This is a genomic window from Mesorhizobium sp. CNPSo 4661 (genome assembly GCF_057784215.1).
Genome location: NZ_JBWGIO010000012.1, coordinates 14,243 through 35,831, shown reverse-complemented (window position 1 = coordinate 35,831; position 21,589 = coordinate 14,243). Strand labels below are relative to the sequence as shown.

Here is a 21,589-nt window from a genome sequence, read left to right as displayed (position 1 = left end):
TCAATGAAACCGAATAACTCGGGCTCCAGGTGCCGTATGATGTTGTGATAAGCCCAGCTTATCGCGGTTCCGTGCGATCTGGACAGATGTTTTTCCACCCGCATCGGAAGCGCCAAATAAGGCACGCCTCTCACCTTTGCAGATGCTTTCTATCGCTTCTCTCGATGCCTGATCGGTCGAATTGTCGACAACTGCCAGGGTCATTCCCGGCGGGTGCATTTCCCAGGCCTTGGCCAGTGCATCTATGACCCAGGGCGTATTGAACGCCACCGTAAAGCAGATACGCGATGTATCACTAGCCTTGAGGCGATCTGCAAAAGCGCGTCCAGCAACTCTGCCACGATGCTCGAAGGCCTTGTATACTAAGCCATTTCTGACTTCCTTCGCCGCGATGACTGCCGGCGCTCTGGTTATGATATCGACAATCTTCAGGCCCATTTGGCCTGCATAACTTGATGCCAGGCAAAAGGGAAGTCCGCCTTTCTGCCGTGAGTTCTCACAGCCAACTTAGAGCGACCACCTATCCCGCTGGCGCCACAGGTCCATGGGGGCTCGCCATAGGCGATACCAGCCGGCTCGCCTTATTTGCTCGGCATTTGGAGCGTCACCGTACATTTTGAAGAACTGCAGCACGCGCGGGCTGGCAAAGGCCTTCTTGCCCCGCGTGTTGTAGTCGCTGACCGGAAGTCGGTGCTGGTTGAGAGCCAGGCCATATCGAGAGAGCGCGACACCGATGCAAAACTGCTCCGGCGCGTCTGTGTTGGTCAATTCGCGTACGGCCAGCATCGCGGAATAGGCGTCGCTCAGTGCACCGATATTGGCTCGATGGATGCCAAGGATTCCGCTTTGCCACATCGGTTCGTGGCCAGTCAGGGTATAGTCTCCGATCTTGATGCCTCTGCCCGTGAGAACCGGGTAGAGCCGATGCTCGCCCTCACATTTACGCATGAAGGAACGGATCGGAGAAATCTGACGAAACCCTCTGGATGGATCGGCATAAGGGTAGTGGTCCGAGTCCATGAAGATAAGGCGGTCCGCCCGCTTCAGAACCTCGCTCAAGAATGCAGCCTTGATGCCGAAATGATAGCGCCAGCCGAAAGACATCAACTCTTTCTGGTCGGCGGTTATGGTTATCGTCTCGATTGGGTATTGGCGAAAAAGCTCCGGCCTGTCCGTTGCGACAATTATTTTCGCGCTAGGGCAATTATGCAAAAGCTTAAGCGCGCTGAGCAGCGCGCCGAAGTGATAAACCTCGTTGTCGCCATAGGCGATATAGCCAAAAACGTCGTTCATTCGATCTACGGGAGATTTGTCTGAGGTGCTCCCACTACCAACACGGGCAACCGCAATCCACTCGAAATTTCCCCAATGTAGGTCTGCGATAACAGGTTCTCGGTAGATCGCTCCATTGCGCCGGCCAAAGTTCCCAGTTGATGGTTTTACCGGTCCGAGGCTATGTCGCAGGAGCGTTGGGGGAGGGATCTGAATGTCGACATTTTCCAAATGGCTGAGGGAAGTCCGTTCCAAACTGCCGGAGCATGTGACGGTTGGCCGTCACACCTACGGCGTGAAATGGCAGAAGGTCATGTTTCCCTCGAAGGACGCTCCGCTGAAAATCGGAGCCTTCTGCTCTATCGCGGACCAAGTGCGTTTCATGTGCTCTGGCCAGCATCAGACCGACAGCGCAACGTCGTTTCCGATCTACAGCCGCTTGCTGAAGCAGCCCGAGCCAGTCCCCAATGGCGGCAAGCCGGCCGGCATCACTGTCGGCAATGACGTCTGGATCGGCAATGGCGCAATGATCCTGCCGGGCGTGGAGATCGGCGATGGTGCGGTCGTCGGCGCCGGTGCCGTCGTCACCAAAAATGTGCCGCCCTATGCGATCGTCGGCGGGTCTCCGGCCCGGCTGATCAAATATCGATTCCCCGAGGAGATCATAGCGAAGCTGCTGACAATCCAGTGGTGGCGCTGGGACGACGACATGGTCAAGCGCGAGGCGGCCTCGCTCACCGGCCCGATCGAGGCTTTCGTCGAGAAGCATTTTGTGGCAGGCACCGCGGCAAAATAAGGGGCGTGGTGCGAATGAAGAAGTGTTTCTTCCTGGCAGCGGATGCTGAATATTTTCCGTATGCTTGCCTGGCGGCCCGTCGGATCGTTGACGTCTCCGCGCCGATCGACGGCTATGTGCTTTATACCGGCGCGAGCGAACCGGATCTCGAAGCCGGCCGCCATCTGCTGCAAGGCAAGGTCGAGCTGGTCGACGTCGCGGATTTCATGACCAGTTACGGCTTTCGCTACGGAACGTACTCGATTGCGGCTTATATTCGCCTTTTTGCCGATCAGCTTCCGGTTTTTGCGCCATATGACCGCATTGCGTACACGGACTGCGACGTTCTCTTCAACAGGGACATCAATGACTTGGCCGGGCAGCAGCTGCACGCTCCGATGCTGGCGGCCCATGATGACTACATGTATTTTCGGCCGTCCTATCGACAAAAGCTCGGGCTGAAGCCGGGCGCGCCTTATTTCAATTCCGGCGTCGTCGTCTTCGACATGAACGCCGTCCGCGAGGATGCCCTGCTGGAGCAAACGCGAGAGACCGCCATTCAGGGTCAGATGAACGATCAGAACGCGCTCAACATCGTCTTCGAGGGCAAATGGCAGACGATGCATCCGAACTGGAATTTGCAATCGCTTGGAACCAGCGAGTTCCGCTTCTCGCAAGCCTGGGCCAGGCATTTCGCCGGCGGCAAGCCGTGGGGCAATCAGGTCGGGGTCGAGCTCGAAGCGCTGTGCATCTGGCGCGACCTGGCCAAGGACACGCCCTGGCAAAAGCCGTTCGAGCAGCGCATACCTTTCGAGCGCGGCGTGATGAAGCGTTTCTTCCGGCGCTTCGATGCTGTTGCCGGTCTTTTGGGCAAGGACGTGCAACGCCGCCGGGCCAGATATGACGGCACGAAGATGCATCGGATCTACGCCCGGCAGGCGGACGAAGGAGCGATGGCGGTCCAGTTTCCGGAAGTGCTTGGCGGATTTGGCTGATCGGTCCGCCGCGACGGCTGTGGATAGTAACCCCTCGTTTACCACGCGCAGGCTCGCGTTGCGGCCCGGCACCCGACTCGCCGAAATGGAGCGGCCTGAACCCGTCAGGCAACCCCGAAGCCCAGCGGCCGGCGTTTCATGTGCCCCACGGGATGCGTGCTTGAACGTATTCCGCAGTATGCGCCGGCCGTCGCTTCGCCCTCATGGAAAACAAAAGCCCGCCGCGGCAATGGGAAACCGCGACGGGCTTGGCGCCCACGATGGGACGCCATGGGGAAATCGAGGCTACGCCAGCAGGCCGGCGACCTTGGCCGCCTTACGCAGCGTCTTGCGGGCTTCCACCGGACTGCGCAGACCGTCGAGCGCGTCCCGGCAGACGCGGCTCGCCGAACGCCAGGCGCCGTCGCGCGCCCGTCCGGGCCAGCGTTGGTCGAGGCATTCCATCGCCTCGAAGCAACTCGAAACCTTGCGCTGGCCGTTTGGCTGGAAATCAATCATGACCGGTTCGGAAAACCAGACATCGTTCATCACTTTCTCCGTTTCTTATGATCGTCTTTTGGGCAAGCAAGCGGCGCTGGATGGCGCCGATGCAGGCCGAGGGCGATTGCCAACCCGCGCGTTAACCAATCGCCGCGCATTAGGTTCCGAAGAATTTTCACGGCGAGGGCGGGCCGCGCCCCAATGGCTTATGGACCGACGAATCCGCGATAGCTGAAAAATTGCGTGACCAAAGTCACTGACGCACCCTCGCGGGCGGCGCTAATGAATCCGGCAGGCTGATGAAACGCGGGAAGACCTCTCATGCTTATCGCCGTGCTCGCATCCACCATGACAGTCGCCACCTTGATGGCGACCGCTTTCGGACTCTACGAGGAAATACGGCTGAGCCGTGCGCGCGGTGAAACGGATCGTTTGCCCGCGCTTGGAACAGCGCGTCGATTTGCCGTCAAGCGGCGCGATCGATAGGCCCGACGCCGCCGGGCATGTTCACGCCGCTTCAACTGGCCATGTGCATCTTTCGGGCCGGGATCCTGCTGTCGCCGGCGGTGTTCGCGGTGCTGGTGCTCTTGTGGCTTTACCATCGATAGGCGGGCCTGCGGAATGCGAGTCCCGCCATGCTCTATTCCACCAGCACATGCGCTTCGCGCGCGGCGACGATGAAGGCTTCCCTGGCGTTGTCCGCCGCGACGTCGCCGCTGATCGCCCGGCGGCAGGCGCGCAGCGCGGCGCCATGCGGCGCGCTGCCGGCATCGCGCCATTGGCCGGTCAAAAGTTCGACCGCTTGCTCGGCGTTGGATATGTGGCGGATCGAGCCGGAAACGCCGACGGCGACTTCGACCGGCCTTGAAAACCATCCCTGGATCATCGCTAATCTCCCGAAATATCTCGGAACACGATATATTTTATCGTAGTATCGCGTGGCGGAACGTCAACTTAACGTGAAGCCGTCTCACCAATGCGGCACACGCTGCTCATCGTCCGAGCGGCCTCCGCGAAAGCTCGATCAGCTCCGCCTCGTCGGTGATGCCCGCCATGTAGTTGGCGATGATGCGCGAGGCGCGCGCTTCCTTCTGTTCGGCGGTCTCGCCCTCGACATTGCCGTTCTCATAGACCCGGCCAAGCATGGCCGTCTCGTCGGGGGTGAACGTGTTGCGTATGACGGACATGGCTTCCTCCTCCAGCCCGGTCCCTTTGCCCGACTAATACTAGCACGCTTCGAGATCGGGAGTGAGTCGCGGCAACATCGCGGCCGAAGTCTCTTCGTACGGGCACGTCGGCTGCTGTGCTTGCTTGCCTGCGGTTGGCCACTGCTTTGCCGGTCTCGTTATATTCTTGCCGAATGAGCGCTTCGCTGATACGCATTAGCAGCGTGGAATTTTTCCGAGTCTGCATTGACTTGCGCCCAGAAAAGCGCCGCGCGTTCTGTCCGAGACCAACAACCCCGACGTGGTGGCAACCGGGTTACGAAGGGGTTCTGGTTGAAAAGAAGCAGGGCAGGTCCCGTGTGCAAATCGGGGCATGCTCACCAACGCTCTGGAACTCTGAAGCCATTGCCCCCATGGCCTTCGGAAGAGCATGAAGCATGGGGAAATCGATGGTCACCAAGAAACTTACCGCCAACGCAGAAAGCGCGGCAGCCTTTCTCGCGGTGATGGGCAACGAGAAGCGTCTGCTCATCATGAACTACCTGGCCGAGGGCGAACTCTCTGTCGGCGTGCTCGCTGACAAGGTCGAACTCAGCCAATCGGCGCTGTCGCAACACCTGGCCAAACTGCGCAGGTTTGGCCTGGTCGAAACCCGCCGCGATCGTCAGATGGTCTATTATTCTTGCAAGTCTTCGGCAGCGCGCGAGCTTTTGGCGCTGCTCGACGGCCTGCTGGCCATGGACAAGCCGCTTGCCGGACCGGCAAGGCAGGCGTTTGTCGAGAGGATGCGGCGGCCGCAGGCCGCCTGAACTCACTGCTACGCACGGACGAGGCCGGGGGGCCTTCGTCCGGCGCGGTGCCTCGATGGCGCAACACCACGAACAAGAGCCGCACGGCGGTGCCGCTGATACTTTCCTGCGCCTCAAAGCCGAATCCGCCGCGCCGCTTGTAGGACGGACGGTTCATCACATTTGTTTGAGAGACGAGCCTCAAAGTTTCGGAAAGCTCATTTTAAGCTATTGGTATAGAATGATTTTCTTGCGAAAGTCGGCGCCGGATCCGGCCAAGATTACAGATTCGTAAGTCGCCTCGCAGGCCTCCGCTGGCTAACCTTCTGAGTCGATCAACACCCCCGGATCATGACGGGCCTGGGCATCGCTATCGAGCCGGGGCAGCTGGTCATAACCGGCACTTGCGTTAAGCCGATAGAGGTCGAACCCGGCGATGAAGTCACCGGCGACCTCGGGAGATTTGGCCGCGTCTCGGTCAGGTTTGTCTGAGCCGTTTCAGCGTGCGGCGCGCTGCCTCGTGACGACGCTGCGCACGGCGAGCACCAGCACGGTGATGATGATCAGGATCACCGAGAGTGCCGCGATCGCGGGATCGATGTTGTCGCGCAGGCCCATCCACATCAGCCGGGGAAGGGTGATGGCGTTGACCGAGGTGATGAACAGCGTCACGCCGATCTCTTCCCAGGAAAGCACGAAGGACAGCAGCGCCGCGGTGACGATGCCGAATTTGATGTTGGGCATGATGACGCGCGTCGCGCGCTCCCACACGCTGGCGCCGAGGCCACGCGCGGCAAGATCTATGCGCCGGTCGAGCTGACTGAGCGACACCAGGATGAGCACCGTGGCGAAGGGCACCGTCATCACCGAATGGGCCATGGCGACACCCAGCCAGGTGTCGTAGCCGAAGAACGACGTGAGGCCGGAGACCGAGGTGAGCAGGAAATAGAGCGTCACCGCCGAGACCACAGGCGGCACCACCATCGGCAGCAGCACGAAGCCGACGAGGGCAGCGGTGAAGCGTGGCTGGAACATCCACACGCCAAGGCTGAAGGTGAGGGCAAGCGCGGTGGAAAGGATGCTGCTGACGATGCCGATCCTGAGCGAAAGCAGGATCGACTCCAGCCAGCGCGGATCCTCGATCAGCGAGCGGTAGTGGCGCAGCGACAGTTCACCCGTCGGCATGGTCAGCATGCGGCTCGGCGTCAGCGACACCGGGATGACGGCCAGCAGCGGCATCAGCAGGAACAGCGCCACCAGCACGGCCAGGATCAGCGAAACGGGGCCGGGGCGATAAGTCGGCATCTTGGCTACACCAATTGCTTCGGTTTGACGTAGCGGAACATAAGCGCCATCAGCGCGCCGACGAACACCACCAGCACGACGCTGATCGCCGCGCCCAGCCCCCAGTCGGGACTCTGGAAGATGCGAAGATAAATCAGCTCCGCGATCATCACACTGCGGCCGCCGCCGAGGACCGCCGGCGTGACGAAGAAGCCGAGCGAGAAGACAAAGGTGATCAGCGCCGAGCCGATGATGCCCGAGCGCGTCATCGGCACGAACACCGTCCAGAAGGTGCGCATGCGGCTGGAGCCCAGGCCGCGCGCCGCGAGCAGCACGCGCTCGTCCAGGCTGCGCATGGCCGATGCCAGCGGGAACACCGCGAAGGGGATGAGGAAATGCGACATGCCGACAATGACGCCGAACTCATTGCGCACCAGGGTCAGCGGCTCCGAGATGAAGCCGATCGATTGCAGCCAGGTGTTGATCAGGCCGCGGTTGGAGAGCAGCGCCACCCAGCCGAAGGCGCGCGTCAGCACCGAGATCCAGAACGGCACCAGGATGCAGAACTCGGCGAGCACGCGCTGCGCCGGACTGCCGCGCACCCACACCACGGTGATGGCATAGGCGGCGGTGACCGAAACCACGGTGACGATCGCCGCGATGCGCAGCGTGCGGATGAACACCGACTGCACCAGATCGTCGGTGAGCAAAGCGTGATACTGGCCGAGCCCGGGCGTGGGGAGGGTGAAACTCCACTTCACCACGCCGAGGAACGGCCATGCATAGGCGAGGACGAGGAACAGGAGCAGCGGCGCCATCAGCAGCGCCGCGCCCGTCCTGTCGGAGAGGAGGCCTCTCATTAGAAGCTCTCGGCCGGTCAGGCCGAGATGATCTTGGTGTATTCGTCGAGCGCTGCGCCGTAGTTCTTGGCGTACCACTCCATGTCGAGCGGAATCTGCTTCTTCATGTTTTCCGGATCGACCGGGTTGATACGCTTCTTGTCGGCCGGGATCAGCGCGTCGGTCGCCGGATTGGCCGGGCCTTGGCCAAGCTTGTCGAACATCACCAGTTCCTTCTGCGGATCCTGGGTGCTGGCAATGAACTTCATCGCCGCGTCCTTGCCGCCGGGGTTGTTCTTGAGCACGGCGAGCGCGCCGGGCGAGATCAGGCCCTGGTCCCAGATGAACTTGATCTGGCCGCCCGAGTCTTGCTCGATCAGCGAGGCGCGCGTCGACCACACGATCGCCATCGAGGCTTCGCCGTTGAGCAGCACGCTCTGGCTTTCGGCGCCGCCGCCCCAATAGGAGACGACGTTGTCCTTGAAGGCGGCGATCTTGTCGTGCGCGCGCTTCAGATCGAGCGGATAGAGCGAGGCGGGTGCTACGCCGTCGGCCAGAAGTGCTGCTTCCCAGCTCGACACGCCCCATTTGTAGAGCGAGCGCTTGCCGGGGAATTTCTTGACGTCGAAGAAGTCGGCCATGCCGGTCGGCGCATTGGAGCCGAACTTCTGCGAGTCGTAGGCGATCACATAGGAGAAGAAGTAGGTCGAGGCGGCATATTCCCAGCCGAAACCCGGCCGCATCTTGCTCTTGTCGACGATCTTGTAGTCGATCGGCTCGAGCATGCCCTGGCCGCCCAGCGTGATGGCCGAGAACGGGTCGACGTCGACCAGGTCCCAGGTCGGCGCGCCGCTCTTGTACTGCGCGGCGATCGCGCCTTCGGTCGGGCCCGAGCCGTCCATCTTGACCGGGATGCCGGTGTCCTTGGTGAAGGCCTGGCCGTAGGCTGCGTCATAGGCCGTGATGGCGTCGCCGCCCCAGTTCACCAGCACCAGCCCCTTGGTCTCGGCGAAAGCGCCGGTCGAGCGCAAAAGCATCGGCGTGCCGGCGAGCACGAGGCCCGCAAGCTGCGCGAACTGGCGGCGTGAAATCTCACCGCGCTTCGCCCGTTCAGCGAGGTTTTCCATTGCCTGTTTCTTCGTATCGTTCGTCATGTCAGTTCCCCTTGTTGTCGTTGATTTGAACCGGAAGCCGATGCGGCTGAATTCGGGCCGCCGCGGCGCTCTTATTGTCCTCCGTCCGGAAGGAGGAAACCCTTTTCGGCCGGCCATGTCAGCCAGACGGAATTGCCTTTGCTCAAAGCTGCCGCCGCGACCTCGTTCGGCACCGAGACGGTTACCTTGGCGCCCTGGCGCGTGGTGAGGTCGAGCTTGGTCGCAGCCCCCAGATAGGTCGAGGCGACAGCGGTCGCGGCGATGCCGTTCTCGTTGACTGACGCTTCCGGCGCGATCGACATGTCCTCGGGGCGGATGGCAAGAATGGCGTCGCCCTTTATCGCTTCGGCCTTGCAGCGCATGTTGACCGCGCGGTCCTCGCAGAGGCCCGTGGCGCCATTGTCGGCGGGGCGAACGCCCTTCACCGGCAGCATGTTGATCTCGCCCAGGAACTCGGCGACGAAGCGGTTGGCGGGCCGGTCATAGACCTCATCCGGCCTGCCGACCTGCAGAAGCTTGCCGTGATTGAAGATGGCGACGCGCGACGACAGCGCCAGCGCCTCGCTCTGGTCGTGCGTGACGAAGACGAAGGTGGTGCCGGTCTCCTGGTGCAGCCGCTTCATCTCGGCCTGCATCTGGCCGCGCAGGCTCTTGTCGAGCGCCGAGAACGGCTCGTCGAGGAGCAGCACGCCCGGTTCGAACACCAGCGCGCGGGCCAGCGCCACGCGCTGCTGTTGGCCGCCGGAAAGCTGCGCCGGCAGCTTCTTCTCATGGCCGTTGAGGCCGACGCGCTCAATCATCTCGCCGACACGGCTTTTGATCTCGGCGGCCGATTTCTTGCGCACCTTGAGCGGGAAGGCGATGTTCTGTTCCACGCTCATATGCGGAAACAACGCGTAGCCCTGGAACACCATGCCGGCAGCGCGTTGCTCGGCCGGCCGGTTGGTGATGTCGACGCCGTCGCTGAAAAGCTTGCCTTCGCTCGGCTGCACGAAGCCGGCCAGGATCATCAGGAAAGTGGTCTTGCCGGAGCCGGAGGGTCCGAGCAGCGTCAGGAACTCGCCGCGGCCGATATCGAGCGACAGATTATCGAGCGCGCGGAACGAGCCGAAGCTCTTGCCGATCCCGTTCGCCTTGATTTCTGCGGCCCGGCCGGGTTGCTGCATCCTGGCTCCTTCCTCAGTTCCCAGAGAAATCGTAGGCATGGCGCGCGTTCACCGCAACCGAATAGTTTTCGCCTGATCGGCAAATTTGATTCACGGGTGGCCGACATTGGCGGGTGATTGGGGCGTCTATGGACGCGGGCCTTCGGCGCTCACCGGCGTTCGCGATTGGCGAAAGCGTTCACGCCGTCGTCATTCCAGGGCGGAGCAAGGAGCGAAGCGACGCGCGCAGACCCTGGAATCCATGCCGTGACCTTATACGCGTCGCAACGGTGCAGAATTCTGGTCCGCCGTGTTCGACGGCAAACGTCACGGCATGGATCCTCGGGTCAAGCCCGAGGATGACGAAAGCGAAGGGCACTCGCCCCGCCTCAATACTTCGCCAGGCTGCTCTCCGACAACTTCGCTCGCAGCCAGTCACTGAAGGCGTTGAGCACCGGGTGTCCGGCCTTGGCGTGTTCGAACACCAGGAAATAGGCGCGCGGCGAGGGGACCGACGCTTCGAACGGCTTGACCAGCCGGCCCTCGCTCAGCGCCCTGCGGCCGGTCAACTCGTCGCCGAGCGCAATCCCCTGGCCGGCGATCGCGGCCGAGAAGACGAGGTTCATGTCGGAAAAGAAGATGCCGCCCTCGGTATCGGGGTTCTCCACCTTGGACAGCGCGAGCCAGCGCGCCCAGTCCTCGGTGTCGGAAAGATGCAGGAGATTGGCGCGCAGCACGTCGGCGGGTTTGGAAAAGCCGCCGACCTTGTTGAGCAGCGTCGGACTGCAGAGCGGTGTGAAGTGGACTTCGCAAAGCAGTTCCACCGCTCGGTTCGGCCAGTTGCCGACGCCGAAGGCGATGAAGGCGTCGGCCTCCGGGTTGGAGACGTCGTCGAGCCGCCTTGGCGTCAGCACGGAGAGCGCCACATCCGGATACATCTGCTGGAATTCGCCGATATGGGTGCAAAGGAACATCGAGGCGAAGCCCGGCGGGCAGGAGATGCCGAAGGAGCCGCCGACGCCGGCGCCGCTGTTTTGCGTTCCCGCGTCGCCGAGCACGGTCAGCGCCTTCCGGACATCCGCCGCGTAGCGCTGGCCGCGCGGCGTCAGCGCCACGCCCTTGCCGATACGCTGCAAGAGATCGAAGCCGAGGTCGCGCTCGAGCAGCCTCAGCTGATGCGAGACAGCGCTGCGGGTGAGGTGGAGCTCGTCGGCGGCGCGCCACACGCTGCCATGACGGGCGAAGCTGTCGAGGGCGCGTAGCGCCTGTGTGGAGGGTATTCGCAAGGGACCTCAGGTGAACCGAATTTGCACGAACCGGGAAAACATATCACTTTTTGATGAGCCGCTTCACTGCTTTCTTGGGTCCATGGAGAAACCGGTGACGACCCCGGCGCAAGAAACCGCGCTTGCCTGTATCGACAGCATCCAGCCGCTGCTGTCGGCCTGGACGCGCACCATCTTCGATTTCGGCGAGACCGCCTGGCGCGAGTACCAATCGGCCGCCTGGTATGTGGACCGGCTGAAGCGCGAGGGCTTTTCGGTCGAGGAAGGCTCGGGCGGCATGCCGACCGCCTTCTGCGCCCACTGGACCAATGGCGACGGCCCGGTGATCGGCATGTATGGCGAGTATGACGCCGTACCCGGCAACTGCCAGGACGCCGCGACGGTCAAGCGGCCGCGAGAAGGGTTGGGCGTCGAGGCCGGCGGCCACACCGATCCGCATTCGGGGCTCGGCATCGGCAGTCTCGGCGGGCTTCTCGCCACCAAGGCGGCGATGCTGGAGCACGGCATCAAGGGTACGCTGCGCTTCACCGGCGAGCCGGCCGAGAAGGTGAGGGGCTCGAAGCCGATCCATGCCGCGAAAGGCTACTATGACGGCCTCGCCGGCATGATCTCCTTCCATCCTTTCTACATGCTGCCGCTCTGCAACACGGCGCGCTGGGACACGCATTGCGGCGCCGCCTATTCAATGATCTACCGCTTTGTCTGCGACGAACCGGAGAACTGGACCCGCGCGGCAACCGATGGCGCGCCGATCCCGCAGGCGCATTCGGCGGTCAGGGCGCCGGGCGCCAACGACGCGCTGATGATGATGTACATGGCCTCCAAGGCGCTGCGCGATTCCATGCTGACGCATCAGGGCGGCTGGTCGATCAGCGAGGCGATCCTGACGGCCGGCCAGGCGACCGCCGACAATTTGCCGGCCGGCCTCGCCGAGATCCAGTACATGATCCGCGTGCCGACGATCGCGATGGCCGAGCAGGTGAGCGCCGTGCTCGATCGCAATGCGGAAGCAGCGGCGAAGATGAGCGGCTGCCGCTACGAGCGCCACTGGGTCTCGAAGTCGCGCCCGGGATTGGCCAACCACGCCATGGCCGACATCACCTACGCGGCGCTCTCCACTGTCGGCGCTCCGCGCTGGGACGAGGCAGCCAAGGCCATCGCTCGCGAAATCCAGGTCAATGCAGGCGGCGAGCTGGCGGAAAACCCGTTCATCGACGAGCTGGAGCGGCTGATTTCGCCGCAAGAGGCCGAGGCGATCCTGCGCCGCGACCTGCCGCCATCGCAGGTGAACTCCACCTCGGACGACTACACCGACATGAGCTGGCACGCGCCGACGTCGCGCTTCTACGTTGCCCGTCCGGCGCTACGCGCGGCCAAGGGCCATACTTATCCGGCCTGGGTGATGAATGCGCTGGGCGGCATCCCCGCCACCATCGACCCGATGGTTACCTGCGCCGCGAAGACAGTCGCGCTGACGGCGCTGCGCCTGCTGGAAGACAAGGCCGCGCGCGATGCCGCGATGGACGAGTTCGTGAAGCGAACCGGCGGCGGCGTCGGCGGCTCGAACTGGATCGCGCCGCTCTGCGACTATGAACCGCCGATCCATTTCCGCTGGCCGGAATATGTCACCACGCCGCGCGGGCGCGACTGGTGGATTCCGGCCGCTTCGACCGCATAACCGATCAACAGAACAGTCCAGAGGAGAACACCATGACCGTCCATGACCGCATCGTCGCCGAGCCGTTCTCGCTGCAGCGCCGCAACCCCAATGGCGGCACCAAGCCGCTGACCGCCTGGGGCTTCGCCAACGAGACGGATGTCTTGACCGACGTGCTGCTCGGCTCGCCCAATTTCCTGCGCCATCTGTCGACCAGCTCGCTGTCCAGGAAGCATCTGCGCGAGGCGCCCTGCAACGTCCAGATCGCGCAGGCGCAGCACAAGGACCTCGTCGCCGCCTACGAGCATTTCGGCGTCAACATCCATTGGCACGAGCCGACGCCGGAACTGCCGATGCAGGTCTATTCGCGCGACTCCAGCGTCATGACGCCTTACGGCGCCTTCATCACCGCCATGGCCAACTGGTGGCGGCGCGGCGAGAACTACGCCGCCATCCGCACCTATGAAAAGCTCGGCATCCCGATCTACGACATGGTGACGGCCGGCACCTTCGAGGGCGGCGACTTCAACGTCATCGAGGAGGGCGTGGTGCTGATCGGCTGCGGCGGCGCCCGCACCCAGGAAGAGGGCGCCCGCCAGGTGCAGGACTGGTTCGAGAAGGAAGGCTGGGAGACACGTCTTGCCTTCATCGACGAATATTACGTCCATATCGACCTGATGGTGGTGCCGATCGCCGAAAAGCTCACTGCCGTCTGCCTCGCCTGCACCGAGCCCGGCATCGTCGACTGGCTGAAGGGCAAGGGCCACGAGATCATCGACGTGCCCTTCCAGGACACGATGGCGCTCGGCTGCAACTTCATGTCGCTCGGCAAGGACAGGGTGATCGCGCCGACCTCCAGCAAGACGCTGATCGAGAAGCTGAAGGCTCAAGGCTTCGAGGTCGCGGCCGTCGACATGAGCGAAATCTCCAAGACCGGCGGCGGCATCCACTGCATGGCTCAGGCGCTGAAGCGGGTGCCGGCGTAACGGACTTTCGAACTTCGGCAATCGTCCACGATGAAAGCCAATCCCTCTGGCCGACAGGCCAGGGGGATGTTTCTTGCGCGGCTTGTCAGGAAATTTCCGTCGCTCCGGTTCCGGCCAATCCGATCCTGCGCTAGGCTCCCCGCCAGCCGAAACAGGATTGCCGCGAAGATGATCGTCCAGGCGTGCATCAACGGCGCCCGCCCCGCCGATTTCCATCCCGCGCTGCCGCTCGATCCCGAGGCGATGGCGCGCGACGCCGCCGCCTCGATTGCGGCGGGCGCCGCCGAGCTGCATGTGCATGCGCGCGGCACTGATCGCCGCGAGAGCTTGGCGCCGGAAGCGATGGACAGGACGGTCGCGGCACTCCGCCGCGCCTGCCCGGGCACGCTGATCGGCGTCTCCACCGGCGCCTGGATCGAGAAGGATGATTTGCGCACCCTGGTCGCCATCTCCGGCTGGCGCGAACTGCCCGATTATGCCTCGGTCAATCTCAGCGAGACGGCGGCGCCGGAAGTGATGGAGGCCCTGCGCGGCCGCGGTGTCGGCATCGAGGCTGGGCTTGCCTCGATCGGTGACGCTCTAAGGCTCGCTAGCCTCGACCATGGCGGCCGGGTGCTGCGCGTGCTGATCGAGATTTCCGAGCAGGCGCTGGACGAGGCCTTCGCCGTCGCCAACGGCATCTGGAAGGTGCTTGAGCGCGCCGGCATCCGCCGCTCCATCCTGTTGCATGGTGAGAACGCCACGGTCTGGCCCTTCGTGGAGAGGGCGGCGGCGAGGAAACTTTCGACGCGGGTGGGGCTGGAGGACGGCAAGGAATTGCCGGACGGCAGCATAGCCGATGGTAATGCCGCGCTGGTGGCGGCGGCGGTCGGGATTTATCGCGGAGCGTGACCCTGATTCCTCGCCCCACGCAGTGGGGAGAGGTGGCTCGGCGAAGCCGAGACGGAGAGGGGAGCACCCTACGAAGGCCCCCGCTCCGTCCGCTTCGCGGACACCTCTCCCCCGCCGCTGGCGGGGGCGAGGAACCAGCTCAGCACTCAGCCAATTTTCGCCAAAGGCTCGGCTTTTATCTCGACCCACTCGCAGCGGCGGCTGTCGTGGTAGAAGGACTGGAAGGGCGGCGGAAACGACGGGTCCGCGAACGCGCCTACCGGAATGGCGGTAAGGCCGGGTTGCGTGTCGATGCGATAGTGGACGGTGGTTCCGCAGTCCGGGCAGAAACTATAGATGACACGGCCGCCCAGCTCGCCGACGCGCGTAAACTGTGCCGACCGCCCCTCTATCGAAACGTCCGCCTCGGCAAATCGCACATTGTAGCTGAAGGCGCTGCCGGTGCGCCGCTTGCAATCAAGGCAATGGCAAACCGAAATGCGCACCGGCTCGCCCGAACAGGTGGCTGACAGCTGACCGCAGGAACATTCGGCGCGACGCGTGACCATGCTGGCTCCTTTCAGCAATGACCTTACTGCGTATCCGCGTTGGCCCTCAACTCGGCGCGTTTCTCATCCGACACCACGGCGAGGTCCAGCACCTTCTGCAGGCCTGCCGCGTGGCGGAAGGTCGGTTCGGTCTGCACGCCGCTCTTCACCGCTTCGACGAAACGCTGGTAGTTGGTCGGCACGGAGCCTGCATCGAGCTCCTCCCATTTGGCGCTCTCTATATTGTCGCCGATACAGGCCCTCAGAGCCGAGCCTTCGAGATTGTGCACCACCTCGATACCGCCCTTGTCGCCATAGATGCGCAGGCGCAATTCGTTCATGTGGCCGGTCGCCCAGCGGCTGGCATGCACCACGCCGAAGGCGCCGTTGGAAAAATCGAGCGTCATGGCGAAGCTGTCATTGGCGTCGAGTTGGTATTCGCCGATGCGGTTGCCCGGCGCCTTGTCGAAGGCGCGCAGCCGGCAGAAGACGTGGTCGATGTCGAGCGCCGCGCCGTAGCTGGCGAAATCGAGGATATGGATGCCGACATCGCCGAGCACGCCATTGGAACCGTGGCCGCGCGACAGCCGCCACAGCCATTTCGGATCGGTGCGCCAGTCGCCCCAGAATTTCGACACGAGCCAGCTCTGCAGATAGGACGCCTCGACATGGCGCACCGTGCCGATCTCGCCGGCTTGCACCATCTGGCGCGCTTTCTGCAGCGCGGCCACGTTTCGATAGGTGAGGTTGACCATGTTGACGATGCCGGCGGCTTCCGCCGCATCGGCCATTTCGCTGGCCTTGCCGAAATTTTCCGCCAGCGGCTTCTCGCACAGCACCGGCTTGCCGGCGGCGACCAGCGCCATGGTGGTCGGATGGTGGATGCGGTCCGGCGTGACATTGGCGACCGCGTCGAAGTCGCCCCAGTCGAGCGCCGCCTCCAGCGAGGTGAAGCGCTTCGGGATCTTGTAGGCGTCCGCGTATTCATCGACGCGGGCCGCATCGACATCGACCGCGCCGACGATGTCGACGCCCTCGATGGCGCCGAAGCGGCGGGCATGTTCCTGCGCCATCCAGCCGGTACCGAGTATCAGAAGCCGCATTTTCTGCTCCCTTGAGCGATTTGGTTCGATTCAATCGTTTGACACGAATGTGACCTAGGCGCCGTGTCCGCGCAATCCCAAGCGGAGCAGGCAAGCGCCTTTTTTAGCGGAAGCCGGCCTCGCCATGCGCGTGCAGCTTGGGTCCGCGCTCCTCGATCGGCTCCAGCGCCTTCTCTACCGGCACGTTCGGCGCGTCGAGGATGGCGGGCTTCGATCCTTGCGGGTTCACCGCCCATTTCACCGCGTTGCGCAGCACTGTCTGGACCGTCGCATCGTGATAGGTTGGATAGGTTTCGTGCCCGGGGCGGAAGTAGAAGACATTGCCGGCGCCGCGCCGGTAGGTCAGGCCGGAGCGGAACACCTCGCCGCCCTGGAACCAGGAGATAAACACGGTTTCCAGCGGCTCCGGCACGGCGAACTGCTCGCCATACATCTCCTCGTTCTCCAGTTCGAAGAACTCGCCGACGCCTTCGGCGATCGGATGGTTGGGGCTCGTCACCCAGAGCCGCTCGCGCTCGCCGGCTTCGCGCCATTTCAGCGTGCAGGGCGTGCCCATCAGCCGCTTGAAGATCTTCGAGAAATGGCCGGAATGCAGCACGATCAGCCCCATGCCCTGCCAGACGCGGCGAGCGACGCGCTCGACCACCTCGTCGGCCACCGCGCCATGGTCCTTGTGGCCCCACCAGACCAGAACGTCGGTTTCGGCGAGGCGGGATTGCGGCAGGCCGTGCTCCGGCTGCTCCAGCGTGGCTGTCGAGGCGGAGATCGCCTTGTCCGTGTTCAGCGCCTTGGCGATGGTCGCGTGCATGCCTTCCGGATAGATGGAGGCGACCACCTCATTGGTCCGCTCATGGATGTTCTCGCCCCAGACGACAGCGCGAATTGTCATGGATTGCCTCGTGAGTGATTGGGAGCCGCCCCGCGCCATAGATAGCGCCTTCGCCCGGTATTGAAAGCGGTTTTCGAGCGCCGCCCCGATGCACCTGGAGCCTGACACGAAAGTCTCCATGCCGGCCAACGACATAGGCCGTTATGCTTCGATGTTGATTCAACCCTGATCAGCCAATTGGCAAGCGTCGTGCCTCGGCTACAATGTCAGTCATGGGCGAAGTGCTTGTAGGGATAGCGATTTTTGCGTGCCTGGCCGGGGCCTCGCTGGTCAGCTTGATGATGCATGAGCGATTCCCCGCCCACCACCTTGGGGACGACACCAGCGCGGTGGTACGGCTTGCCGCGAACCTTTTCGTGGTGATGTCCTCGCTTATGCTCGGCCTGATGATCAACTCGGCCAAGAACACGTTTGAGTCCATCAACGGCAACGTACACACTTTCGCCACCGAGATCATTCTGCTCGACCGAACGCTCCGGCATTACGGGCCGGAGGCCGACAGCGCCCGGCAGTCGCTTGCCGCCTATGTCCAACGCGTCGTCGACACCTCCACCGCCGACAGCGACACAACCGTCGTCCCGAACAGGCTGTCGGAACTGCTGCTCAATCAGGTCGGAGACATCCTGGCGGGATTGACGCCCGCGGATGCCAGGCAGACTGCCGCGCAACAGGCCGCGATGCAGCAACTCCAGAAGCTGATCGAGCAGCGCTGGATACTGGCCGAGCAGTCCGAGGGCGCGATCCCTACGCCACTGATCGCGCTGCTCGTGGCATGGCTGACGCTTATCTTCGCCAGCTTCGGCTTCAGGGCGCCGAACAATGGCACTATCGTCTTCACGTGCCTCATTTCGGGAGCGCTGGTGGCGGCCGCGATCTATTTGATCGTCGACATGGACAGTCCCTTCTCAGGCCCGATCCAGGTCTCGCCGGCGCCCCTGCAAAGGGCGCTGGCGGAACTGACGGCACAATAACTAACGACACAATGAGGTCACCGGCTGGATTGACCCGACGCTTCGATCAGCAGCCTTGCCGCCGCCTCGGCGCCGTCGGTGCGGATCTTGCCAGCCACCGCCGCTGCACGAGCGCGGGTTTCGGGCGCCAGCGCCACCTCCAACGCCGCCGCCAACGACTCCACGGTTGGCACCGGACCGTCATGCGCGGCGCCTATCCCCAGTTCGGCCGCCCGCTTCGCCCAATAGGGCTGGTCGCCGATCTGCGGCACGATCACCTGCGACGCTCCCGCCCGCGCCGCGGCAACGGTCGTTCCGGCGCCGCCATGGTGGATGACGGCGGCGACGCGGCCGAACAGCGCCTGCTGGTTGACCTCGCCGACGGCGAAGCAGTCGCCGCCATTGTCGATGCGGCCGAGCCCGGCCCAGCCATGCGCGATGACCGCGCGAAGGCCATTGGCGCGGATCGCTTCGATGGCCGCGCGGCCGGCCTCGCTCGCGACCGATATCGAGCCGAAGCCGACATAGACCGGCGGCGGTCCGGCGGCGAGGAAGGCTTCGAGATCATCGGGGAGGGCCCGTTCGTCCGGCAGGATGAAGGCGCCGGTCTGAGCGGCATCGATCAGGTCCGAGCCCGGCCAAGGCCCCAATGTCGGGTCGCAGGCGAGCAGGACCCTCTTGCCATAGACATAGTCCCGGACATTTTCCACCGGGGGCAGTCCGAGCGACGCGCGCTGGCCGTTGATCGCCTCGCCGAAGAGGGCGTTCTTGGTCCGGACATCCATCTCCCACAGCAGGCGGTTGTCGGTCACGCCGGGCGGCAGCGGATGGCTTGGATATTCATGCGGCCGGTTGTGCGGCGACGGCAGCCAGATGGGACAGAACGTGCCGAGCATGTAGCGCATGCCGCGTTGCTCAGCGAGCATCCGCGCGGCGGCGCAGGATGGGAAGAGACCGAACGCCACCACGGCGTCGCAGCCTTCGGCGGCCGCGCCGAGCGCCTCATATTGCCTGGCGACGATCTCGGCCGCCTGGCCGGCAATGAGCCTGGCCCGGTCTTCGGGCGACGCCGATCGCGACCGATTGATCATTTCCTTCGCCCATTCGCGCACAGGCGAGAAGGCCGGGGCCAGCGGCACGCCGGCGCGGGCCAGAAGGGCGGCAAACTCCGTGTCGCCCGGCGCGCTCACTTTGGCCTCGACGCCGTGCGCCTGCAACGCCGCGCCCAGCGCCGCCAAGGGCTCGACGTCGCCGCGCGAGCCGTAAGTCGATAACAAGATCCGCATTCCATGCTCCGTTGTGGTTTTTCGGAGCAGCGTTGATACGCCATGGCCGGGGTCTTGCCGCAAGCCCGGGCTGCGCCATATCTATATCCTGGGAAGGGTCGTTATCGCTTCCTCATGCGAGGCAGTGATTGTTGCCATGGCTTGAAGCGACGGCAAACACCCGGGCGCGTCTTGGCGCCGGGCCCTTCGGATCAGCAAGTGGGGATCGATAACAGCCGGCGACCAGCGCGCCGGCTTATGTAAGGCTTAACCCTGGCGGCCTTCCTGGGCGACCCGGGTGGGGGAGCTTGTCAGGCGCGGGACCACGACAAGGCGCTTGATCTTGCCGTTTTTGTAGGCGGCGAGGAAGCGGTGATAGTCCTTGAAGACGACGCAGCCGTTCGACTCGGCGCGCCCGCCGCGCAGCATGTAGGTGTGGGCGAGCAGGCCGTTGCGGCCATATTTGTTGCTGCCGCTGGTCGGCGTCAGCCGGATCGCCTCGACGCCGTGGAAGCGCGATTCACGCATCGACAGATTGTAGGTGTCGGGCGGCGTCGGGCCGACATTCTTCTTGTTGACGAAGCGCGGCTGGTCGACCATCGAGCCCAATCCCGAATGCGCCTCGAGCCTGGAGCCGTCCGGCATGTAGACCGTCTTGGCCGAGATATCGTAGACGGCGACGCCATTGCCCGTCGAGGGTCCGTTGAAAAGGTTGCGGAACGCACTGCCTAGCCCGCCGCGCTCCGGCGTATCCGGCTTGGCATAGGCGAGCATTTCTGACGCCTGCGCCTTGCGCTTGCTGGGCTTTGAGTCGGCCACGACCGGCTTCGAGCCGGCTACGCCCGGTAGGGCCTGGTCGCCGCTTCTCGGCGAGACGGCCGTCGGTGCGCTTTGCGCGGTGTCGGCTGCGGCCGGCTGCGGCTTGGCCTTGGCGGCCTGCGGCTTCGTGGGTTCGGGTTTCTGCGGCTTGGCCGCGTTCTGTTCGGGCGTCTCGGTGGCGCGTTCGAGCGTCGTGCGTGGCCGAAGGCCGGGCACGACAACGCTGTCGGGCAGATCGTCCTGCGGCGGCAGCGAGGCGACCTGGTACTCGCCCTCCTGGCCCTTTTCCGTATTCTCGGCAACATCGGGCGCATCGCTGTTTTGCAGCGCGACGGCAGTCGGGACGTCCGCCGTATCTTCAGGCGCGATGTTGGCAAGCGCCAGCGCCAAGTCGGAAGCGCCGCCGATTTCGGCCGGCTGCGAACCGAAGCGGGCTTCGATCGGGGCGTTCGGCTGCGCGCCGCCGAAGCGGCTCGCCGAAGGCAGGCTGGCGAGCAGGAACGGCGCCTTCTCGGCGCGGGCAAAGGCATCGGCAAGCTTTTGCGGCGAAAGCGCCGCGCGCTTCACCACGCCGTCGAAACGGTCGGCGGCTCCGGCCGCCGAAGCCACCACCACGACCTTTTCCTGCGCGACGCTGTCCGGCGACGGCAACTTGAGGCGCGCCATCTTGCCGTCGAGGCCTTTATTCTGCAGTTTTTCAGCTGCTTGGCTGTCATGTCTGAAGCTTGTCGCGAGGCTGAAGCAGCCTGCGTCGCAGCTGCCGATGAGCGAGCCTGCCTGGTAGCCGCCGTTGGCGGCAAGATGCGGCGCCCAGGCATTGGCGAGCTGCCGGCGCTGGTCGCCAAGCCCGATGCTACGCCCGGAAAGCAGGCCTTGCGGCAATCCGTTGGAAGCTGCGGTCAGCGAGGTGCTCACCGAATAGAGCCCCGCCAAGGTGGCGACGGACCATAGGGCGAGGGCGGCGCCGATAGCAGGCACCACGACCCAACGATGACCAGACTTTTTCGAAGTTACCTCCCCATGAGGAGCGTCACCCCGGATTTTCAAACGCAAAAACGCCATACGACCACTCTCAATCGGCATGCCGGTTTGCGGACCTGGCACCCGTCACGATCACAGTTCGCTGGTGCCCCCTGCACCTACTCGCGTCTGTTGCCGATTGATTCAAAAGATGGACAAAGTTGGTTAACCAATCCCTCCACCAATCGCCGATTTGGCGACGGTCCATACGAAAAAAGAGCCCTCCGTGGTCTTTGCCACGGTAGAAATGCTCTCCCTCACCCGCTTGCTGCCCGTTTTTCCAGCCTCTGTCAAGAAA

At 63.7% G+C, this 21,589-nt stretch carries 22 protein-coding genes and 1 pseudogene; 8 read left to right on the top strand and 15 right to left on the bottom strand.

What is annotated here, in order from left to right:
- Both AC0YKC_RS18880 and AC0YKC_RS18875 read right to left on the bottom strand, forming a co-directional pair.
- Nucleotides 1-438: a hypothetical protein gene (locus AC0YKC_RS18880; RefSeq protein WP_488512131.1), complete on the bottom strand. Its 438-nt coding sequence runs from the start codon at nt 436-438 to the stop codon at nt 1-3.
- Nucleotides 439-507: 69 nt separating this feature from the next.
- On the bottom strand, nt 508-1,293 hold the full coding sequence (locus AC0YKC_RS18875) for a hypothetical protein (protein ID WP_488512130.1): 786 nt from the start codon (nt 1,291-1,293) through the stop codon (nt 508-510).
- A gap of 472 nt (nt 1,294-1,765) precedes the next feature.
- Here AC0YKC_RS18875 and AC0YKC_RS18870 point away from each other — a divergent pair.
- Nucleotides 1,766-1,966, top strand: a pseudogene (locus AC0YKC_RS18870) (DapH/DapD/GlmU-related protein); the annotation flags it as partial.
- A 2-nt stretch (nt 1,967-1,968) separates the two neighbouring features.
- Nucleotides 1,969-3,042, top strand: coding sequence for a glycosyltransferase family 8 protein (locus AC0YKC_RS18865; protein ID WP_488512271.1), 1,074 nt, complete (start codon nt 1,969-1,971; stop codon nt 3,040-3,042).
- A gap of 285 nt (nt 3,043-3,327) precedes the next feature.
- Here AC0YKC_RS18865 and AC0YKC_RS18860 read toward each other — a convergent pair whose 3' ends face one another.
- Nucleotides 3,328-3,570, bottom strand: a complete 243-nt coding sequence (locus AC0YKC_RS18860; RefSeq protein ID WP_320296240.1) for a DUF982 domain-containing protein — start codon at nt 3,568-3,570, stop codon at nt 3,328-3,330.
- Between the two features lie 273 nt (nt 3,571-3,843).
- On the opposite strand from AC0YKC_RS18860, the gene AC0YKC_RS18855 reads away from it, so the two are divergent.
- Nucleotides 3,844-4,008: a hypothetical protein gene (locus AC0YKC_RS18855; RefSeq protein ID WP_488512129.1), complete on the top strand. Its 165-nt coding sequence runs from the start codon at nt 3,844-3,846 to the stop codon at nt 4,006-4,008.
- A 154-nt stretch (nt 4,009-4,162) separates the two neighbouring features.
- On the opposite strand, the gene AC0YKC_RS18850 is transcribed toward AC0YKC_RS18855, so the two are convergent.
- Nucleotides 4,163-4,408: a DUF982 domain-containing protein gene (locus tag AC0YKC_RS18850; RefSeq protein WP_434721997.1), complete on the bottom strand. Its 246-nt coding sequence runs from the start codon at nt 4,406-4,408 to the stop codon at nt 4,163-4,165.
- 106 nt (nt 4,409-4,514) lie between these two features.
- Nucleotides 4,515-4,709, bottom strand: coding sequence for a hypothetical protein (locus AC0YKC_RS18845; protein ID WP_320296237.1), 195 nt, complete (start codon nt 4,707-4,709; stop codon nt 4,515-4,517).
- 428 nt (nt 4,710-5,137) lie between these two features.
- Between AC0YKC_RS18845 and AC0YKC_RS18840 the strand changes: the two genes are divergently transcribed.
- Complete coding sequence (locus AC0YKC_RS18840) at nt 5,138-5,497, top strand: ArsR/SmtB family transcription factor (protein WP_040988334.1); 360 nt, start codon at nt 5,138-5,140, stop codon at nt 5,495-5,497.
- 477 nt (nt 5,498-5,974) lie between these two features.
- Here AC0YKC_RS18840 and AC0YKC_RS18835 read toward each other — a convergent pair whose 3' ends face one another.
- From AC0YKC_RS18835 to AC0YKC_RS18815, 5 genes are all read right to left on the bottom strand, one after another.
- On the bottom strand, nt 5,975-6,781 hold the full coding sequence (locus AC0YKC_RS18835; RefSeq protein WP_320296236.1) for an ABC transporter permease: 807 nt from the start codon (nt 6,779-6,781) through the stop codon (nt 5,975-5,977).
- 5 nt (nt 6,782-6,786) lie between these two features.
- The gene (locus tag AC0YKC_RS18830) at nt 6,787-7,620 is read right to left on the bottom strand and encodes an ABC transporter permease (protein WP_488512128.1); all 834 of its coding nucleotides are present in this window, start codon (nt 7,618-7,620) and stop codon (nt 6,787-6,789) included.
- A 17-nt stretch (nt 7,621-7,637) separates the two neighbouring features.
- Nucleotides 7,638-8,753 (bottom strand): ABC transporter substrate-binding protein, encoded by a 1,116-nt coding sequence (locus tag AC0YKC_RS18825; protein ID WP_488512127.1) that lies wholly within the window; start codon nt 8,751-8,753, stop codon nt 7,638-7,640.
- Nucleotides 8,754-8,824: 71 nt separating this feature from the next.
- Nucleotides 8,825-9,919 carry an ABC transporter ATP-binding protein gene (locus AC0YKC_RS18820; protein ID WP_434721999.1) on the bottom strand — a complete coding sequence of 365 codons (1,095 nt, stop codon included), beginning with the start codon at nt 9,917-9,919 and terminating at the stop codon, nt 8,825-8,827.
- 368 nt (nt 9,920-10,287) lie between these two features.
- Nucleotides 10,288-11,184 carry a LysR substrate-binding domain-containing protein gene (locus AC0YKC_RS18815; RefSeq protein ID WP_434722000.1) on the bottom strand — a complete coding sequence of 299 codons (897 nt, stop codon included), beginning with the start codon at nt 11,182-11,184 and terminating at the stop codon, nt 10,288-10,290.
- Nucleotides 11,185-11,266: 82 nt separating this feature from the next.
- Here AC0YKC_RS18815 and AC0YKC_RS18810 point away from each other — a divergent pair, with 82 nt between their 5' ends.
- From AC0YKC_RS18810 to AC0YKC_RS18800, 3 genes are all read left to right on the top strand, one after another.
- Entirely contained in the window at nt 11,267-12,862 is a 1,596-nt protein-coding gene (locus tag AC0YKC_RS18810) for a zinc-binding metallopeptidase family protein (RefSeq protein WP_488512126.1), read from the top strand.
- Nucleotides 12,863-12,894: 32 nt separating this feature from the next.
- Nucleotides 12,895-13,827, top strand: a complete 933-nt coding sequence (locus AC0YKC_RS18805) for a dimethylarginine dimethylaminohydrolase family protein (RefSeq protein WP_040988460.1) — start codon at nt 12,895-12,897, stop codon at nt 13,825-13,827.
- A 168-nt stretch (nt 13,828-13,995) separates the two neighbouring features.
- Nucleotides 13,996-14,718, top strand: a complete 723-nt coding sequence (locus AC0YKC_RS18800; RefSeq protein WP_488512125.1) for a 3-keto-5-aminohexanoate cleavage protein — start codon at nt 13,996-13,998, stop codon at nt 14,716-14,718.
- A gap of 146 nt (nt 14,719-14,864) precedes the next feature.
- Here the strand turns inward: AC0YKC_RS18800 and AC0YKC_RS18795 are convergent, their stop codons facing one another.
- From AC0YKC_RS18795 to AC0YKC_RS18785, 3 genes are all read right to left on the bottom strand, one after another.
- A complete protein-coding gene (locus AC0YKC_RS18795) occupies nt 14,865-15,284 on the bottom strand; it encodes a GFA family protein (protein WP_488512124.1) in 420 nt (139 codons plus the stop codon).
- Between the two features lie 5 nt (nt 15,285-15,289).
- Nucleotides 15,290-16,348 carry a Gfo/Idh/MocA family protein gene (locus AC0YKC_RS18790; RefSeq protein ID WP_488512122.1) on the bottom strand — a complete coding sequence of 353 codons (1,059 nt, stop codon included), beginning with the start codon at nt 16,346-16,348 and terminating at the stop codon, nt 15,290-15,292.
- Nucleotides 16,349-16,451: 103 nt separating this feature from the next.
- A complete protein-coding gene (locus AC0YKC_RS18785) occupies nt 16,452-17,237 on the bottom strand; it encodes a ThuA domain-containing protein (protein ID WP_488512120.1) in 786 nt (261 codons plus the stop codon).
- A 212-nt stretch (nt 17,238-17,449) separates the two neighbouring features.
- On the opposite strand from AC0YKC_RS18785, the gene AC0YKC_RS18780 reads away from it, so the two are divergent.
- Nucleotides 17,450-18,208: a bestrophin-like domain gene (locus AC0YKC_RS18780; RefSeq protein ID WP_488512119.1), complete on the top strand. Its 759-nt coding sequence runs from the start codon at nt 17,450-17,452 to the stop codon at nt 18,206-18,208.
- 17 nt (nt 18,209-18,225) lie between these two features.
- Here the strand turns inward: AC0YKC_RS18780 and AC0YKC_RS18775 are convergent, their stop codons facing one another.
- Together AC0YKC_RS18775 and AC0YKC_RS18770 are read right to left on the bottom strand one after the other, a co-directional pair.
- A complete protein-coding gene (locus AC0YKC_RS18775; RefSeq protein ID WP_488512118.1) occupies nt 18,226-19,473 on the bottom strand; it encodes a glycosyltransferase in 1,248 nt (415 codons plus the stop codon).
- A gap of 246 nt (nt 19,474-19,719) precedes the next feature.
- Complete coding sequence (locus AC0YKC_RS18770; RefSeq protein ID WP_488512117.1) at nt 19,720-21,252, bottom strand: DUF2778 domain-containing protein; 1,533 nt, start codon at nt 21,250-21,252, stop codon at nt 19,720-19,722.
- Between the last annotated feature and the right edge of the window lie 337 nt (nt 21,253-21,589).

Coding starts and splice junctions, on each gene's coding strand:
- AC0YKC_RS18880 (WP_488512131.1), bottom strand. CDS start 438: ATGGGCCTGAAGATTGTCGATATCATAACCAGAGCGCCGGCAGTCATC.
- AC0YKC_RS18875 (WP_488512130.1), bottom strand. CDS start 1,293: ATGAACGACGTTTTTGGCTATATCGCCTATGGCGACAACGAGGTTTAT.
- AC0YKC_RS18860 (WP_320296240.1), bottom strand. CDS start 3,570: ATGAACGATGTCTGGTTTTCCGAACCGGTCATGATTGATTTCCAGCCA.
- AC0YKC_RS18855 (WP_488512129.1), top strand. CDS start 3,844: ATGCTTATCGCCGTGCTCGCATCCACCATGACAGTCGCCACCTTGATG.
- AC0YKC_RS18850 (WP_434721997.1), bottom strand. CDS start 4,408: ATGATCCAGGGATGGTTTTCAAGGCCGGTCGAAGTCGCCGTCGGCGTT.
- AC0YKC_RS18845 (WP_320296237.1), bottom strand. CDS start 4,709: ATGTCCGTCATACGCAACACGTTCACCCCCGACGAGACGGCCATGCTT.
- AC0YKC_RS18840 (WP_040988334.1), top strand. CDS start 5,138: ATGGTCACCAAGAAACTTACCGCCAACGCAGAAAGCGCGGCAGCCTTT.
- AC0YKC_RS18835 (WP_320296236.1), bottom strand. CDS start 6,781: ATGCCGACTTATCGCCCCGGCCCCGTTTCGCTGATCCTGGCCGTGCTG.
- AC0YKC_RS18830 (WP_488512128.1), bottom strand. CDS start 7,620: ATGAGAGGCCTCCTCTCCGACAGGACGGGCGCGGCGCTGCTGATGGCG.
- AC0YKC_RS18825 (WP_488512127.1), bottom strand. CDS start 8,753: ATGACGAACGATACGAAGAAACAGGCAATGGAAAACCTCGCTGAACGG.
- AC0YKC_RS18820 (WP_434721999.1), bottom strand. CDS start 9,919: ATGCAGCAACCCGGCCGGGCCGCAGAAATCAAGGCGAACGGGATCGGC.
- AC0YKC_RS18810 (WP_488512126.1), top strand. CDS start 11,267: ATGGAGAAACCGGTGACGACCCCGGCGCAAGAAACCGCGCTTGCCTGT.
- AC0YKC_RS18805 (WP_040988460.1), top strand. CDS start 12,895: ATGACCGTCCATGACCGCATCGTCGCCGAGCCGTTCTCGCTGCAGCGC.
- AC0YKC_RS18800 (WP_488512125.1), top strand. CDS start 13,996: ATGATCGTCCAGGCGTGCATCAACGGCGCCCGCCCCGCCGATTTCCAT.
- AC0YKC_RS18790 (WP_488512122.1), bottom strand. CDS start 16,348: ATGCGGCTTCTGATACTCGGTACCGGCTGGATGGCGCAGGAACATGCC.
- AC0YKC_RS18785 (WP_488512120.1), bottom strand. CDS start 17,237: ATGACAATTCGCGCTGTCGTCTGGGGCGAGAACATCCATGAGCGGACC.
- AC0YKC_RS18780 (WP_488512119.1), top strand. CDS start 17,450: ATGGGCGAAGTGCTTGTAGGGATAGCGATTTTTGCGTGCCTGGCCGGG.
- AC0YKC_RS18775 (WP_488512118.1), bottom strand. CDS start 19,473: ATGCGGATCTTGTTATCGACTTACGGCTCGCGCGGCGACGTCGAGCCC.